The sequence below is a fragment of the Cupriavidus sp. GW821-FHT07C08 genome, from assembly GCF_059419025.1.
Window position 1 is genome coordinate 1 of record NZ_JBWKQZ010000011.1, and the last position, 14,737, is coordinate 14,737.

The window sequence follows — 14,737 nt, forward strand, 5'->3', positions numbered from 1 at the left end:
CCCCCCCCCCCCCCCCCCCCCCCCCCCCCCCCCCCCCCCCCCCCCCCCCCCCCCCCCCCCCCCCCCCCCCCCCCCACGACAGGTCGCTACGCGACTGCTCCAACCTTTCCTGCCAACCGCCACACGGTTTCGTTGGTATCCCACAGCGCGTTTGCGATGAAGCGGAAGTTGACCAGTGCCGCGTGATACCCATCCCCTTCGGGTAGCTTCGGCCCTGCTACGGCGTCGCGCACGACAGCAACTTCGAAACCTTGCTCCAGCAGATCACGCAGATGGGATTCGACGCACAGATTGGCGGCCATGCCCGCAAGGATCACCTGGTCGACGCGCTGCTTGCGCAACTGCAGGACAAGGTCGTTGGCCTGCGGGCCGTACAGCTTGTGCGTGGAGCAGATGATGGTCTTGCCATCCTCGATATACGGCTTGAGTTCCGGCATGAAGTCCGCGCCCGAGTCACGGAATCCGTCCAGGTTCAGCGCGCCCGGACGGTCGAACATGCCGATGGCATGCTGGAACATTTCGGCGGGGCCCTGCACTTTCCATGTGTGATCATGGGGAAAGTAATAGTGGGGAGAGATGGCGACCGTGATGCCCGCCTGTTTTGCTGCCTCGAACAGACGGACCAGGTTGGCCACGAGGTCCTGCTCCGTCACGCTTTCTCCGACCACGCCCCAGCTGCGGCCTTCGGGGCTCATGAAGTCGATCTGCGGGTCAATCACGACGAGCGCGGTGCGTGGCAGGTCCAGCGTAATGCCGGACTTCGGCAGAGCCGGATCAACGGGGTCTGCATAGGGTCCATGGTGGTTGCACATGGGAAGTACCTCTTATGGTGAGCCGGTCTGCCGGCGCCTTCGTGGGGCCCGGCAGATGCGGCGTCGTTTCAACTACGGATGAATGCCAACAGGTCGGCGTTGAACCGGTCCTTGTGGGTGTCGGTGAGCCCATGCGGCGCACCGGGGTAGACGATCAGCTTCGCGTTCCTGACGAGCTTTGCCGATGCGCGTCCAGCGGCGTCGATCGGCACGATCTGATCGTCGTCGCCGTGGATGATCAGGGTCGGCACATCGATCTTCCTGAGATCCTCGGTGAAATCGGTCTCAGAGAATGCCTTGATCGAGTCGTACGTACTCTTGTGTCCACCCTGCATGCCCTGCGCCCACCATGCGTCGATCAACCCCTGCGACGGCTTTGCACCGGGTCGGTTGAAGCCATAGAACGGCCCCGCCGGCACGTCCTTGTAGAACTGGGACCGATTGGCAAGTTGAGCGGCACGCAGGCCGTCGAATACTTCGATTGGCAGTCCGCGCGGATTGGCGGCGGTCTTCACCATCAAAGGCGGTACGGCTGAAACCAGCACCACCTTTGAAACGCGTCGCGTACCGTGCCGGCCGATGTATCGGGCCACCTCGCCACCACCCGTGGAGAAGCCCACCAGGATAGCGTCCCGCAGGTCGAGCGTCTCGAACACCGTGGCCAGATCGTCGGCATAGGTGTTCATCTCATTGCCATTCCATGGCTGGCTTGAACGGCCGTGGCCACGACGGTCATGTGCAACGGCACGGTACCCTTGCGAAGCAACGAGGATCATCTGGGATTCCCAACTGTCCGAGCTCAGTGGCCAGCCATGACTGAATACAACGGGGCGACCGGCGCCCCAGTCCTTGAAATAGAGCTGGGTGCCGTCCTTTGCCGTGATGTAGCTGCCTGAAGCCTTGCCGCTTGCCTTCGCGGTATTCACCTTTTCTGCCGACGGTGCCGCCGCCGCAGGTCCGGGCAAGCCGGAAGCCACCAGCGCGCTGGCTGCGGCCGCGCCGCCCAACAGCAGGTTACGTCGCGATAGGCCTTGATCGAGGCTGCGATCTGAAGACATGGTGAGACTCCTTTATTAACGCGTGCGCGCGTTGCCTTGAATATGTCTGGGCATCAGGTTCCTGGTCATGGTGCCGATGCGTGCTGGCTTGTGCAGGCTTCAATGTAAATGGACGACGACTCAGTCAACAGGCACATGTTTATTGTTTTCGACTGGGCCATCGACATGGGGCGGTATGACCGATGGTTGGTAGCGCGTCGGCAGGCGTCGCCATTGCGCTCGACCTTGCTGCGCTGAACCGCCCCTTCCCAGGCTTCGATAATGATGGACGCGAGCCGCGCGGAATCAACGGTCAAGCGTCCCGTGACGAACGTCTATGCTTTGAGCGCGCGCATCAGCTCAGTAACCAGGCGATCGGCTTCAGCCTGACTGCGCAGATTGGTAAAGCCCATCATCAAGCCACGCCGCCCTGGCGCGCCCCGCCGCCAGGCGGTCAGCGAATGGACGGCGAATCCTGCCTTGCGCGCACGACGGGCCATCGCCAGATCGTCAAGATCGTCCCTGACGTCGACCAGAAGGTGCATGCCGCCATCCTGCAGGCAAACAGTGAAGCCGTCCGTTTTGTATGGAGCCAGCGCCTCGGCCAGCATTGCGCGTCGTCGCGCGTAAAGCGTGCGCATGCGTTTGATGTGCCGGGCGAAGTGCCCATGCGCAATAAACTCCGCCGCCACGGCTTGCAAGAGTTCGGGGCAGCCGCCATGCACCGTGCGCCTGCAGGCCAGATCCATGGTCGGTACCAGACTTTGTGGCACGACCACGTAAGCGAGCCGTAGCCCCGGGTACAGCACCTTGCTAAGCGTGCCGCAATAAATCACCCGGTCGCATGTGTCCAGGCTCTTCAAGGCCGGCAACGGGTGGCCGCGGTAACGAAACTCGCCGTCGTAGTCGTCCTCGATGATCCATGCGCCCCGCTCACCGGCCCAGTCGAGCAGTTCGACGCGACGTTGCAGTGTCAGTGCCACGCCAGTCGGGCTCTGGTGCGATGGCGTCACTACGGCCAGGCGCGCCCCTGGAAAATGCTGGCGCCCAAATTCGACGTCGAGGCCGTGATCATCCACTGGCACATTCCGGACCTGCAGGTTCAGGCGCCTCAGTGACTGGGCTGTCGGAGGATAGCTGGGATCCTCAACCCAGGCGCTTTCGCCCGCCAGCCTGAGCGCATCCACAATCAGCGCAAGGCTGGCCGTATATGCCGGCACGATGAACACCTGGTGCGGCTGGGCGTCGATGCCCCGTGAGCGCTGCAGGTAAGCGGCCAACGCTTCTCGCAGCGGGCCGAATCCGGCTGACGCCGGCCTGGTCAGCGAGCCGGCGCTGCGTATTTGCCGCGCCATCAACCTCGTCCATAGTTTTCGCGGGAACTCATCCAGCGCGGGAAGCCCCAGTTGCAACGGCACGGGGATTCCACCCTCCGTTTCGAGCGAAAACTCGGTAAGTTCCTGGTTCGGTGGCGTGCGGCTGGACCCAGCCGCTGCGGCCACGCGGTGGGGGCGCGATGGCGCAATTTGCTCGGAAACGAACGTCCCCGCAGGGCCTCTGGCGATCAGGTAACCTTCGCCCAGGAGCCGCTCATAGGCGACCTGAACGGTCCCGCGCGCCACGCCGAGCTCGCCCGCAAAGGCACGCAAGGATGGCACCCGCTGCCCGGGTTTCAGTTGCCCTTGCTGGATCGAGGCACGAATCCGTGCGTAGATCTGCTCATGCAGCGGCGCAGCATTGGATGGGTCCTGAGCCGGTGACTTCGTCATAGCCTGGCAGACGTATCCGGGCAGTGCCGCAACGCCGATGCATGGGAACGCGAATCATTGCCGGCGGTGGCAACGGATCGGATGTGGGTGTGATCTTGACCTCGGATCATACCCCAGGGCGCGCATCTGCCGGATCCGGCCCGTGAGAGCCTGAGAAAGCAAATGGGGAGATTCAGAGTCTCCGCCCATTCCCCTTCTGCCACAGGCACCGGCATTGGCCGGTGCCATCGGGCTGGAGGACTACACCGGCACCGCCTCCCCGCAGCCGGCAATGACATGCATATAGCGCGAAGGCGGCATGGAATCGACGGTAGCCCGGACCGCTTCTTTGCACAGGGATGGACGCTTGGCCAGCGCATCCACATATCGCTCGACGTTGGGCAGGTTTTCCCACATCGACGCAAGCCCCAGATAGGCCATCCGGACCAGGTTGACACCCCACAGCACATCGCCAAGCGAGAATGATTCCCCCCTGAGGTACGGTGACGACGGACCAAGCGCATGGTCGAGGTCCGTCAAGAGGCCCGCGACGTGCTGACGTGCGGCGCGCTGAAATGCCGCATCGCGGCAGACCGACTTGCCGCCCCGCTCCTTCGCGATCTTCGCGCGATAGGCCGCAACCAGCTCCGCATCGTCGGCATTGGCGTCAATCATGGCTTCGAGTGCCTGGATCTTGTAGTCGTAGACCGTTTCCATGGCCGTCTTGAGCGCTTCAGGCCGCAGGTCGGCATCGGGATGAAAGCCATAGAGCAAGGTGCCGTTCGGGAGCTGATCAACGATGCTCACCTGTTGCATCACCCGGGCACGCGCATCGGCATCTTCCGGCACGAGATGAATGGGATCGCGCGACACCGCATCGAGATAGCAGCAGATCCGCCTGGAATCGGCAATGACACGGCCAGCCTTGTAGTCCACAAGCAACGGGACCGCGCAGGGATCAAAGCCTTCGGTCTCCACCGAAGTGCGCCCGCTATAGCCGCTGACAAATTCCCGCCCCACTTCCCGGCCTGCCAGCAACCGCAGTCGGACATAGGGCGGATGGTAGTGCTCGGCCGGAACAAGGCCATCCGGCCCCATTGAACCGAGGATCATCATATCGTTCGAACGGTACGGCAACTGCTTCTCGAACAATACCGTGCGCATCGGGGATCAGGTCGGGCAGCGATACGCAGCCCGACCTGATCCCCGATGCCTGCGGTGACAACCTGGCCAGGTCCACGCCCATGCGCTCGACCGCGGCACGGTCAAAGCACGGCTGCACGTTGCGGCTGTCTTCGCCCACCTGGCGCATCGTCACTTCGGCACGGCCCAACCAGACTTCGTTGACGTACAGTTCTGCGCGATAGTTGCCCGGCAAGGCCACGTTGCCCTTGTTGAAGCGGCTCACATCGATGCGGCTGCCGCCGGGCTGCTGCAGGAAGGTGTCGTTGAATTCCACTTCCGCCACCAGCTTCGGCGCGCCGGTACCACCGGGCGCGGCCCACGCACCAACGCCGGCGAACAAGGACAATACCACCGCACTGGCCGGACGCAGCCGGGACGGGAAGGAAGAGGTCTTCTGGGTTTTCATGGGTTTATGCCGGATATCTGGCCATGCGCGGGCAAGACTTGCCCCCTGCCGCTTGTTGCGGCATCGTCAATCGGAGAAATCAGCCTGGAAATACGCCGGGCGCGGCCCGGCGTGTGGTCAGCGCGAAGCGGCCTGGGCGGCGCTGCTGCCCAGTGCGGCTTCGCCGCTTACGGCGCCGCCGTAGTCATTGATGGCGTGGTAGCGAACCTTGGCCTCGGTGCCTTGCGCAACATCGCCGGTCAGCGGGAACGCCCTGGTTTCGCCCGGGCCGACCATGCCGCCTTCTTCAAACTTCGCGGTCTTGCCACCGCCAACCAGTTCAAGCCTGGCGAAAGAAACGTGATACTTGCTGGGGTTGCTCGCTTCAAGTGCCGGCTTGCCGCCTGCCTGGGTAACGCGCCAGCGGATGCTGCCGGGGGCGTCGTCGGCGTTGCCCTTCAGGCCCGCGGGGCGGAAGAACAGCTTGATGCGCGAGCGGAAAGCCAGCTGCAGCTTGTTGACATCGGCTTCTTCGGCGGTGGGCTTTGGCGGAATCTCCAGCACATTGAGCCAGAACACGGATTCGCGGTCCTGCGGCAGTGGCTCGCCGGTGTAGAGGATGCGCAGCGTCTGGCCCTTTTTCGGGTCGATGCGCGACACCGGCGGCGTCACGGTGAACGGTACTTCGATGGATGATGGGGCAGCCTTCGGGTCGCCCTTGTCGATCCACGCCTGCGTCAACGCCGGCGACTGGCCTTCGTTGGTCAGCTTGATCGTGGTCTCGGAGTCTTTTGCGTTGTAGATGACCCGCGTCCCCGCTATGACCACGGAAGCTTGCGCGTGCAGCGCGCTCATGAGCCCCAGCGCAATCACGCCGGCGGAAATCAGGGACTTGATGGACGTTTTCATGTTGGTTGCGGCGGACTTGACCGGGTGAAGCGGCACACACTTCAATGTTCGGAAAGCGCGGAGCGCGCCGGTAACACGCTCCGCGCCCGGGGGTACTACGGCTTACTCGTAGGAGATCGAGTACATCACGGTCGAGTTGGCGGCACCGGCCGTTGCTGCGCCAGTTGCGTAGTACTGTGCGTAGTACGGCAGCGTGGCCGAGCCGCTGTTGATGGGGTAGACGGTGGAGTTCTGCGCAGCGTCGGTAAAGCCGGCCTTGATGGGGTTGGCGGGACCGCTGCCGCCGTTCAGCAGGCGGATCTGCACGTTGCTGGCGCCGCCGGCGTCCACGATCAGGTTACCGGTGGTGCTGTCGGTGGTCGGGCCAGCCTCGAAGAAGGTATGCACGTTGCCTGAGTTCGGCGTGCAGTTGGTCAGGGCGATAAAGAACGCCGTCTGGCCAGCGGTGTCACCAGCCTGGGCCAGGGTGGAGGCCGAAACGGTCGGCAGCGTCACGGTAAAGTTCTTGCTGCCCGTGCCGTTGCCGTTGATCGTGCAGGTCTGGGCGGTGATCTGGCCGTTGAAGGTGATCTGGCCGTCGGCATTGGTGGCAGCGTGTGCAAACTGCGCGCCCATGGCGGTACCGGCGACGATCAGAGCAGCGAGGAGCTTGGTATGGGTCATGATGGGGTGATTCAAATAAGTGGATAGGTTGATGGCTTTCGGATCCCGACGGATCCCGCCCTGCCCCGTGCCGCCATTGAACCGCCAGATTTGTGTCGCAGCTGCCGGTTGCCGGTTGCCCCGGGGACAGCTGAACTATATGTATGGCACTTAATGCCACCAATCAGGCAAGCCTTAGATCTTGCTCGGAATTTTTTCCCTTGCTGCGAAGCGGCGTCGCCGTGGTTTTATGCGTCATGACGCGTAAGTCTGACTTGCCGGCGCAGGGCAGATGTGCCTGCGACGAGCTTGGACGGTGAGAAGACAGGCGCCGGATTGATCTGCATCATCACAGCCACCTTGAAGCACGGCATCTGGCCAACGGGTACGCGCCACTTCGGGCCTGCGCAGCAGCCGTAGGCGTCCCCGCGATGCCGTTTGCAGCAGGCGGCCTACGCCCTGCATGGGGATCGTTCAATAGTGGGTTATCGGAGGCACTGTTCCACACTCACATGGCGTAGCAGGGTCAAACGGGCAACCACGCCCAAACGGCAAGCACCACCGTGCGAACCACCAACGCCCGTGGAATTGATTGCCAGCCGCATAGGCGACGCGTTCTTTGGTTACTTTCTGTCGCTCGGACAGAAAGTGACTCGCCGGCTACGCCGGCGAAACAGCCCACGCTAGTCAAGAGCGACAACCGACCGCATTGGCAGCAATACCAAATCCCCCCGCCGATAAGCGAGCGGGACGTGCAGTGAGCCCACCTCAGCTCGCCACATCATCCGCCCGGCACGTTGCCGGCACCTCTCCATAGAGAGCCATCAACGCGCCCGCAATCGCATTGGTCCAACCAAAGCCATCCTGCAACGGATACTCGCCCCCACCCCCGCCCAAGGCCCGCCCGCCGATATTCCGGATGCGGTATTTCTCCACCAGCTTGCATTCATGGATGTAGAGACTGGCCACGGTCGCCAGCCAGCGCTGCGCGATCTCACGCGCCAGGTCGTCGTGACCATAGCGTGCCAGCCCGCGCACGGCCAGCCATTGCAGCGGCGCCCAGCCGTTGGGCTGGTCCCATTGCTGGCCAGAGGCGCATTCCGTGGTGGCCAGCCCGCCGTCGACCAGCAGCCGGTCCTTCACCGCCTGCGCCACGGCTTGCGCCTGCGGCGGCCGCGCAAGACCGAGATAGAGCGGCATCACCGTTGCCGCGGTCAGGCACAGCCGCGGCGCGCCGCGGCACCAGTCGTAGTCGACAAAGGCGCCCGCTGGGTCGTCCCACATGTATTGCAGGATGGCTGCCTCGCGCCGCTGCGCTGCCGCGCGGTAAGCCTCTGCCGCGGCATCGCCGGCCTGCTCGCACAGCGCGGCGAGGCGCGTTTCCAGGTGCCAGAGCAGTGCGTTGAGGTCGACCGGCAACATTGCCGTGGTCCGGATGGTGGCAAGGTCCGCGGTCTGGCCGGGCGGCGTGGATGGCGAATCGAGCCAGCGTGAACTGAAGTCCCACCCCGATTCCGCCGCGGCGCGCAGGTCGCGGAACACCAGGTGATGCGGCCGGCCGCTGCGCATCGCGGTCTCCATGTCCTCCAGGAAGGCTTCCTCGCGCGGCCACGGGCGGTCGTCCCAGTAGCGGTTCAGCACCGCGCCGTCGGGCAGGCAGACCACCCGCCGGTGCGCGTGGCCGGGCCGCACGCAGTCGGCACCGTCCATCCAGAAGGCGTATTCGCGGCGCAGCTGCGGCAGGAAGTCGATGGCGCTGGCTAACTGCTCGCGCTCGAGCAGGTCCACCATCAGCGCAAACACCGGCGGCTGCGAGCGGCTCAGGTAGTAGTTGCGCGTGCCGTTCGGCACCAGGCCATACGTGTCGATCAGGTAGGCAAAGTTCCGCGCCATCTCCACCATCAGCTCGCCGCACCCGCTGCCGGCCAGGCCCTCCATGGTGAAGTAGGAATCCCAGTAATACAGCTCGCCGAAGCGCCCACCCGGCACCACGTAGCGGTGCGGCAGCGGCAGCAGCGACGACAGCGGCGGATGGGCCACGGGCTCGCGCGTCAGCACCGGCCACAGGCCATCGATATGTTCGCGCAGGGTGCTGGCCGGTTCTGACACGTAGTGGCTCTCCGGCACGATGGCGCGCGTGAAATGCGCCTGCACGAAATCGGCCAGCGAGAAGCCCGGCGTGTCGCGCGTTTCGCGGTAGCGCGCCACGATCAGGTCCGGGTCGCAGTTGGGAATGCAGTCAGGGAAGGTCTTGCTGTCGGCAAACAGGCCGCTGTGCTGGACATCGACGAACAGTTCGCAGTAGCGCGCCGCGGGCGACAGCATGTCGGCGCAGGCGCAGCCGGGCAACGTGTGCGGCGGCGGGCAGTCCCGGTGCGTGACCAGCGCTGGCCGCGCCGCCGCATGGACCTTGCCGGGCGCCGCCACTGGCCCCGGCACCGCGCCGGCGCCGTCAGGGGTGGCCGGGGCCGTGCGCGGCACCGTGCTGCCGCCGGCAGCGGGGCCTGGCGACGGCGGGATGGCGGGTTCGGACCCGGGCTTGCCTGTCGGCTGCATGGATGCCTCCTTGCACCGGGCGCTGCCGGCTCATGTGGATAGGAGCCGCGAAGTGCCGGGTAAGTTCGCGACCGCCCCCTTCTAAGAATCGGTTGCGTTGGCAACCAAGGGGGCGGACGGGTATGTCCACTTCAACCATGGGAACAACAAGTGATCTTCGACTGTCGTGGCATCACTATCGTGCAATACGTCTCAAACTGGTTTCATCTGTGCTCCATCAGGAATCACGCCGTCTTTCAGGTAGCGCCATAGTGCAATCGCCAGTCGCCGTGCGACAGCGACGATGGCGATGCGCCGCGCGCGGCGGTTCGGCCCCGTGCCCTGCGTGCGCTGGTTGAACCACTGTGTCAGTGCACTGTCGGGTTGGTAGCGCAGCCAGGTCCACGCCATCTCGATCAGCAGCGCGCGCACTCGCCGGTTGCCCTGTTTGCTGATCCCCTGGTCGACCTGGCTCTCGCCGCTGTCATAGGGCTGCGGCACCAGCCCGACGCAGGCGGCCACCTGACGCCGATTGCTGAACTCCCGCCAGAACAGCTCGAGCGCGAGGCGCGACGCGCCAACTTCGCCAATGCCCTTCAGGCGCGCCAGGTCATCGCTTCGCTTGCGCGCAGGCGCTGGCACGCTCGCCTGTCGCGCCTTCTCAAGCGCGGTGAGTTGCTGCTGCGCCAGCGCGAGGCGTTCGCACTCGCGCAGCAGCCGCTCACGCAGCTCGAGCGGCAGCGGCGTGCCGTCATGACACCGCACCTCGTCGCGGGCGAGCCGGCCGGCGAAGGCGCGGTGGTCCACCTCATCCCAACAGCCGAGCGTGGCCAGCAGTTTGCGCATCCGGTCGCGGTGCTGCAGCACTTCCTTTTGCAGTTGACCGCGATCGCGCATCAGCTGGCGTGACGCCTCGTCCTGTGGTGAAGGTACGTGCACCATATGCATGCGGTCGCGCTCGCCGCGCAGCCACGCACGGAGATTGATCACCAGCTTGATGGCGTCGAGCCGGTCGGTCTTCGCGCGCCGCTTGTGGCGTTCGACCGGAATGCTGGCCGGATCGATGACGTAGCACTCGATGCCGCGCGCAATTAGCGCACGACAGATCCAGAACGCGTCTTGGCCAGCTTCGTAGCAGACGACGATGCGCACGCAGGCGGGTAGCGACCACTTCAGCTTCTGCTGTTCGATCACGTCAAGCACGGCCTGCAGGCGAGCGGCGGCCTGGGGCTGCGCGACCGTGTGCACGGCCGGCCGCTCCCGCTGGCCATCGTGCAGCGCCACCTTCCACTTCCCAATGGCCAGTTCGAGCGACACCGCCAGTATGACGTCTTCAGCATGCGGTTCGGTAACGTGAATTGCGTCCATGATGCCCCTCCATTGAGCAAGCCTTGGCTCACGTCAATCTTACGACTCAGACCTTGACGACTCTCACTCTCACGCTACATAGGATCTAAGAACCCATTTCATAATGAAGAAGGGGCGCGAAGGCTGCTGCCGGGCCGCAGGGCTAGGCGTGGCCGACGCCGCGTGGTTATTCCACGCAAGGGGGCCGCAACAACGCCATGCGGCCCGGCAGCAGCCTTCCCTTCGGGTTCAAGCCAGGCGCGGCGCATGCGTTGTTACGGGCCTTGACCTTGGAATGACCAAGGCCGGCGGGCGCGCCTAGCCTGCGCCGCGCCTGGCTTGAACGCGTCCCCTTCTTCATTATGAAATGGGTTCTAAAGCGGCCCATGTGTCACGCAGGCGTTCACACCTCCTTTTCGCCATGCTGCACCGGTATCACCGGCGCAGCCTCCCGCACGCCCAGCTGCATGAAGATCCAGGCCGACGCGCACGTGATCAGCCCCATGCAGACAAAGGTGGCATGAAACGCTGGCAGCACCGCCGCGGTATCGCCGCCAAAGCGGTGCTGGAAGGTCGCCAGCAAGGCGCCCGCCGAGGTCACCGCCAGGCTCATCGACAGCATCTGCACCATCGACAACATGCTGTTGCCGCTGCTGGCGCCGGCCCCGCTCAGGTCCTTCAGCGTGACCGTGTTCATTGCCGTGAACTGGATCGAATTGACCATGCCGAACAACGCCAGCAGCGGAACCAGCAGCCACAGCGGCAGCTGCGGCGTGATCAGCGCAAAGGCTGCCATCACCAGCCCCACCACGAAGGTATTGGCCACCAGCACGTGGCGGTAGCCGTAGCGCTGGATCAGGCGCGTGGCCAGGCGCTTGGAGGCCATGCCGGCCGCGGTGACGGGCAGCATCATCAGGCCCGCATTGAACGGCGAATATCCCAGGCTGACCTGCAGCGTCAGCGGAATCAGGAACGGCATCGAGCCGTTGCCGATCCGTGCGAACAGGTTGCCCAGCAGCCCTACGCTGAAGCTGTGGATGCGGAACAGCCGCAGCGGGAACAGCGGCTGCTTGCGCCGGTTGGCGTGCAGCCCGTAGGCAGTCAGCGCGGCCATGCTGGCGATCAGCAGCATCAGCACGGTGGCGTGCTGGAAGCCCAGCCCGGCCAGCCCGTCGAGCGAGAATGACAGCGCCAGCATGGCGATGGCCAGCAGCAGGTAGCCGGCGATGTCAAAGGACCCGATGCCGGTCAGCCGCGCGTTGGGCATATAGCGCACCGTGGCCAGTGCGCCCGGCAGGCCGACCGGCACGTTGATCAGGAAGATCCAGTGCCACGACAGCACCTGCGTCAGCCAGCCGCCCAGCGTCGGCCCGATCAGCGGGCCGATCATGCCGGGGATGGCGACGAAGCTCAGCGCCTGCAGGTACTGCTCGCGCGGGAAGGTGCGCAGCACCGAGAGCCGCCCCACCGGCAGCAGCATGGCCCCGCCCACGCCCTGCACCACGCGCGCGCCGATCAGGAAGTTCAGCGTCGGCGCATAGGCGCACAGCAGCGAGCCCGCCACAAACAGCCCGATGGCGGTCTGGAAGATGGTGCGGGTGCCGAAACGGTCAGCCAGCCAGCCTGAGGCCGGGATGATCACCGCCATGGTCAGCGAGTAGGCAATCACCACCGACTGCATCCGCAGCGGACTCTCGCCCAGGCTGTGCGCCATCGACGGCAGCGCGGTGTTGACGATGGTCGAGTCCAGCGTCTGCATGAAGAAGCCGACCGCTACCACCCACAGCATGATATTGGAATCTCGGTTATCAGTACGAAAACGGCTGGGAAACATGGGGTTTCAGTGTGGGTAGGTGGAAAACGAATGTGCCCCAAACCGACGCTTTGGGGCACTGCGGAGCTAGTATATCCGCCTCAAAAAGCACACATATGGGCGTGCACCAAAGTGGCTGATTTCGGGCAACGGGGGCACATGGTTCGTGCCCTGCTTCGCATGAAGGGACAGCGCATCAGCGCTACTTTCCACAGCGAGAAGGCCGCGCGATTGGGGCGCGGAAAACCGAGATGCGGATCAGCGAGGGTGAAACCCCTATCAGGGCAGCTTCCCGGCTTCTAACGCGAATCGGGAAACGCTCGCGCGCTTAATGATGATGCGCGCCTTCCAATACATGATCGCCCCCAAACTTTCGGGCGTCGAAGACCATCATCCCGCCCAAGGGCTGAACGGCGTTGGCTGCGTACTAGCGCGCAAACCCGGCGCGCGCTTTGCGACTACTCACCGTCAGCGCGAAGCATCAGCGCGTGACTTCGACACTGTTTCACTTGAAACTTGGCGGAAACAGAATATGCCAATGCATCATTCACTGATGTCGGGCATCCAGTAAAAAAAAGAGCCCCCGGGGACCGGGGGGTTCCCCGAGAGCCTTAAATGCGAGGCAAAACAGCAGCCCCGCGCATTCCATGCTGAATGATGGTCGTTGAATCGGCATCCGCCAGAGTATCTAAACCATCGCACCATTAAGTGTGTTTCAACGGCGAATAGGGCAATTACTTGCCTATTGAGACGTGATCAGCGGGTGCCTCTCTGCGGCGGCGCGGCGCCGGGACGCGTGATCTTCATCACGCAGCAGGCCACAAGGTCCGCGCCCTTCCGCTTCGACGAGTCTGGAGCGCACGCTGAAATCGCAGGACGCTTTGTCGTTACATCGCACAACTGCCACCGAACAAAAGAAATTTCCAGTTCGCCAGTTCGCGGTCTTGCTTTAACTATACTTTCGAGAAAGTCATAACAGACCAAAATGTAAATGTTGCAGCAATGCTGAAGCGCATATTCTTAATGCGAAGCGAGGAGGTAACCATCATAGCTTTAAGGATCTGCTGACTACTGCGGGGCGAAGAAGAAAGTAAACAGCAAGCCAATTTTTCTCATCTGGGGGCTCATTAGATCCTTGGAGAAAAATATGAGGAATCTAGCTTTAGTTACATTGGCTGCGGTGCTGGTCGCTCCCGCAGCCTGGGCGGAAACATTTCCCGCCAATGGGCCCAGCGGAGCACATTATGCAAACGGCTCTGCCGAGCCGCAATGCACCGTAGATTCCAGCCAGGATGTCAGCTGTACCGGGACCACCATCGGGGGGGGTCGGCAAGACTAATGCGACAGCGATTCTGTCAGCGACTTACTCAGGCACCGTGCAGTGCACAAACCATGGCGGCCAGATCGTCGAGGTGAAGACGAAGTCCACGGAAGCTACTTCCTCGGGGACCCTGAGACCTTCCAGGAACGGGCAGCTGGCAGTACCGCCGCTCAGTACGACGGCGCCGACCACCCAGGAGTTACTGAGCGCGGCCACCTGCCCCAACGGGAACTGGTCCAAGCAGCTGATCGCGGGCCCGACCCTTACGGGTTTCGTGTACACGGTCACCTTCGCGGGCTTCACCCAGCCTTATATCAGCATCGTGGGTCCTTGATTGACTTAGCACAGGCTTCGGCACATTCGACTGAAACGCGAGGGCGTCCTGAGCCATAGGGACAGGCGTGCCAGCATCCGCTGGCACGCCTGCAACCGGTGGCGGCTGGTACCAGCATTTCATGCGGTGCCACGCCCCCTTTTTCCTGAATCATCGGATGATTGACCATGCAACAACACGTTCACCTTAATTGCCACGGGTGGCATGCACCGCGCCATTGTTTGCATGCTCGGTGGATGCTGCTGTTCAGTCTGCTGCTTGCCGGATGCGGCGGAGGGGATCCCGGCCCCGCATCAATGACAGCCCCGCAGCAAGCTTCGTCGGGACCGGGCCCATTGGCCGCGCAAAGCACGTCGCCAGGAGGGGCAAAATCGGCACCGTCGGCCGTGACGGACGAAGCTGCCGTGCCTTCGGCCGGGTCCGCCAGCATGGTGCAACTCAGCGCGCTACCGCAGCTGTCATCGCTGTCCGACCGTGAGAAGGCGGGGTTGCTGATGCTGCTGCCATCCAAATCGTCTTCGCAACGGCTGGCATTGATTAACATGTATCCCAGTCTGGTCAAGCTGCCGGCCCAGCAAAAGGAGCTGTTGCTGGACCAACTGGAAAAAATCGTCCCGGTCACGGTAAGTCAGCGTCAATGACCGCTTTCCGACAGAAGCTTCGCTGTCA

Annotated in this window: 11 protein-coding genes; 2 read left to right on the plus strand and 9 right to left on the minus strand. The window is 63.6% G+C overall.

Features of this window, described 5'->3' with window-relative positions:
- Nucleotides 1–86 precede the first annotated feature (86 nt).
- The 9 genes from AC07UK_RS15725 to mdtD all read right to left on the minus strand — a co-directional run bounded on the left by AC07UK_RS15725 (nucleotide 87) and on the right by mdtD (nucleotide 12,389).
- Nucleotides 87–812 (minus strand): cysteine hydrolase family protein, encoded by a 726-nt coding sequence (locus AC07UK_RS15725; protein WP_494688319.1) that lies wholly within the window; start codon nucleotides 810–812, stop codon nucleotides 87–89.
- 68 nt (nucleotides 813–880) lie between these two features.
- Nucleotides 881–1,870 (minus strand): alpha/beta fold hydrolase, encoded by a 990-nt coding sequence (locus AC07UK_RS15730; protein ID WP_436224896.1) that lies wholly within the window; start codon nucleotides 1,868–1,870, stop codon nucleotides 881–883.
- A 314-nt stretch (nucleotides 1,871–2,184) separates the two neighbouring features.
- Nucleotides 2,185–3,618 (minus strand): MocR-like pyridoxine biosynthesis transcription factor PdxR, encoded by a 1,434-nt coding sequence (pdxR, locus tag AC07UK_RS15735; protein ID WP_436224895.1) that lies wholly within the window; start codon nucleotides 3,616–3,618, stop codon nucleotides 2,185–2,187.
- Nucleotides 3,619–4,588: 970 nt separating this feature from the next.
- The gene (locus tag AC07UK_RS15740) at nucleotides 4,589–5,188 is read right to left on the minus strand and encodes a FimD/PapC N-terminal domain-containing protein (RefSeq protein ID WP_436224893.1); all 600 of its coding nucleotides are present in this window, start codon (nucleotides 5,186–5,188) and stop codon (nucleotides 4,589–4,591) included.
- 117 nt (nucleotides 5,189–5,305) lie between these two features.
- On the minus strand, nucleotides 5,306–6,076 hold the full coding sequence (locus tag AC07UK_RS15745; RefSeq protein ID WP_436224892.1) for a fimbrial chaperone: 771 nt from the start codon (nucleotides 6,074–6,076) through the stop codon (nucleotides 5,306–5,308).
- Between the two features lie 102 nt (nucleotides 6,077–6,178).
- Nucleotides 6,179–6,739 (minus strand): fimbrial protein, encoded by a 561-nt coding sequence (locus AC07UK_RS15750; RefSeq protein ID WP_436224891.1) that lies wholly within the window; start codon nucleotides 6,737–6,739, stop codon nucleotides 6,179–6,181.
- 747 nt (nucleotides 6,740–7,486) lie between these two features.
- The gene (treF, locus tag AC07UK_RS15755; RefSeq protein ID WP_436224890.1) at nucleotides 7,487–9,274 is read right to left on the minus strand and encodes an alpha,alpha-trehalase TreF; all 1,788 of its coding nucleotides are present in this window, start codon (nucleotides 9,272–9,274) and stop codon (nucleotides 7,487–7,489) included.
- Nucleotides 9,275–9,466: 192 nt separating this feature from the next.
- A complete protein-coding gene (locus AC07UK_RS15760) occupies nucleotides 9,467–10,621 on the minus strand; it encodes an IS110 family RNA-guided transposase (RefSeq protein ID WP_435384825.1) in 1,155 nt (384 codons plus the stop codon).
- 382 nt (nucleotides 10,622–11,003) lie between these two features.
- On the minus strand, nucleotides 11,004–12,389 hold the full coding sequence (mdtD, locus tag AC07UK_RS15765) for a multidrug transporter subunit MdtD (protein ID WP_494688226.1): 1,386 nt from the start codon (nucleotides 12,387–12,389) through the stop codon (nucleotides 11,004–11,006).
- A 355-nt stretch (nucleotides 12,390–12,744) separates the two neighbouring features.
- On the opposite strand from mdtD, the gene AC07UK_RS15770 reads away from it, so the two are divergent.
- Together AC07UK_RS15770 and AC07UK_RS15775 are read left to right on the plus strand one after the other, a co-directional pair.
- A complete protein-coding gene (locus AC07UK_RS15770; RefSeq protein WP_436224888.1) occupies nucleotides 12,745–12,984 on the plus strand; it encodes a hypothetical protein in 240 nt (79 codons plus the stop codon).
- 1,320 nt (nucleotides 12,985–14,304) lie between these two features.
- The gene (locus AC07UK_RS15775; RefSeq protein WP_436224887.1) at nucleotides 14,305–14,709 is read left to right on the plus strand and encodes a hypothetical protein; all 405 of its coding nucleotides are present in this window, start codon (nucleotides 14,305–14,307) and stop codon (nucleotides 14,707–14,709) included.
- The last annotated feature ends 28 nt before the right edge of the window (nucleotides 14,710–14,737 follow it).

What these genes read in the sequence shown, in the direction of transcription:
- AC07UK_RS15745 (WP_436224892.1), bottom strand. Translation starts at nt 6,076, where the DNA reads ATGAAAACGTCCATCAAGTCCCTGATTTCCGCCGGCGTGATTGCGCTG.
- AC07UK_RS15760 (WP_435384825.1), bottom strand. Translation starts at nt 10,621, where the DNA reads ATGGACGCAATTCACGTTACCGAACCGCATGCTGAAGACGTCATACTG.
- AC07UK_RS15740 (WP_436224893.1), bottom strand. Translation starts at nt 5,188, where the DNA reads ATGAAAACCCAGAAGACCTCTTCCTTCCCGTCCCGGCTGCGTCCGGCC.
- AC07UK_RS15750 (WP_436224891.1), bottom strand. Translation starts at nt 6,739, where the DNA reads ATGACCCATACCAAGCTCCTCGCTGCTCTGATCGTCGCCGGTACCGCC.
- AC07UK_RS15775 (WP_436224887.1), top strand. Translation starts at nt 14,305, where the DNA reads ATGCTGCTGTTCAGTCTGCTGCTTGCCGGATGCGGCGGAGGGGATCCC.
- AC07UK_RS15725 (WP_494688319.1), bottom strand. Translation starts at nt 812, where the DNA reads ATGTGCAACCACCATGGACCCTATGCAGACCCCGTTGATCCGGCTCTG.
- pdxR (WP_436224895.1), bottom strand. Translation starts at nt 3,618, where the DNA reads ATGACGAAGTCACCGGCTCAGGACCCATCCAATGCTGCGCCGCTGCAT.
- AC07UK_RS15730 (WP_436224896.1), bottom strand. Translation starts at nt 1,870, where the DNA reads ATGTCTTCAGATCGCAGCCTCGATCAAGGCCTATCGCGACGTAACCTG.
- AC07UK_RS15770 (WP_436224888.1), top strand. Translation starts at nt 12,745, where the DNA reads ATGATGATGCGCGCCTTCCAATACATGATCGCCCCCAAACTTTCGGGC.
- mdtD (WP_494688226.1), bottom strand. Translation starts at nt 12,389, where the DNA reads ATGCTGTGGGTGGTAGCGGTCGGCTTCTTCATGCAGACGCTGGACTCG.
- treF (WP_436224890.1), bottom strand. Translation starts at nt 9,274, where the DNA reads ATGCAGCCGACAGGCAAGCCCGGGTCCGAACCCGCCATCCCGCCGTCG.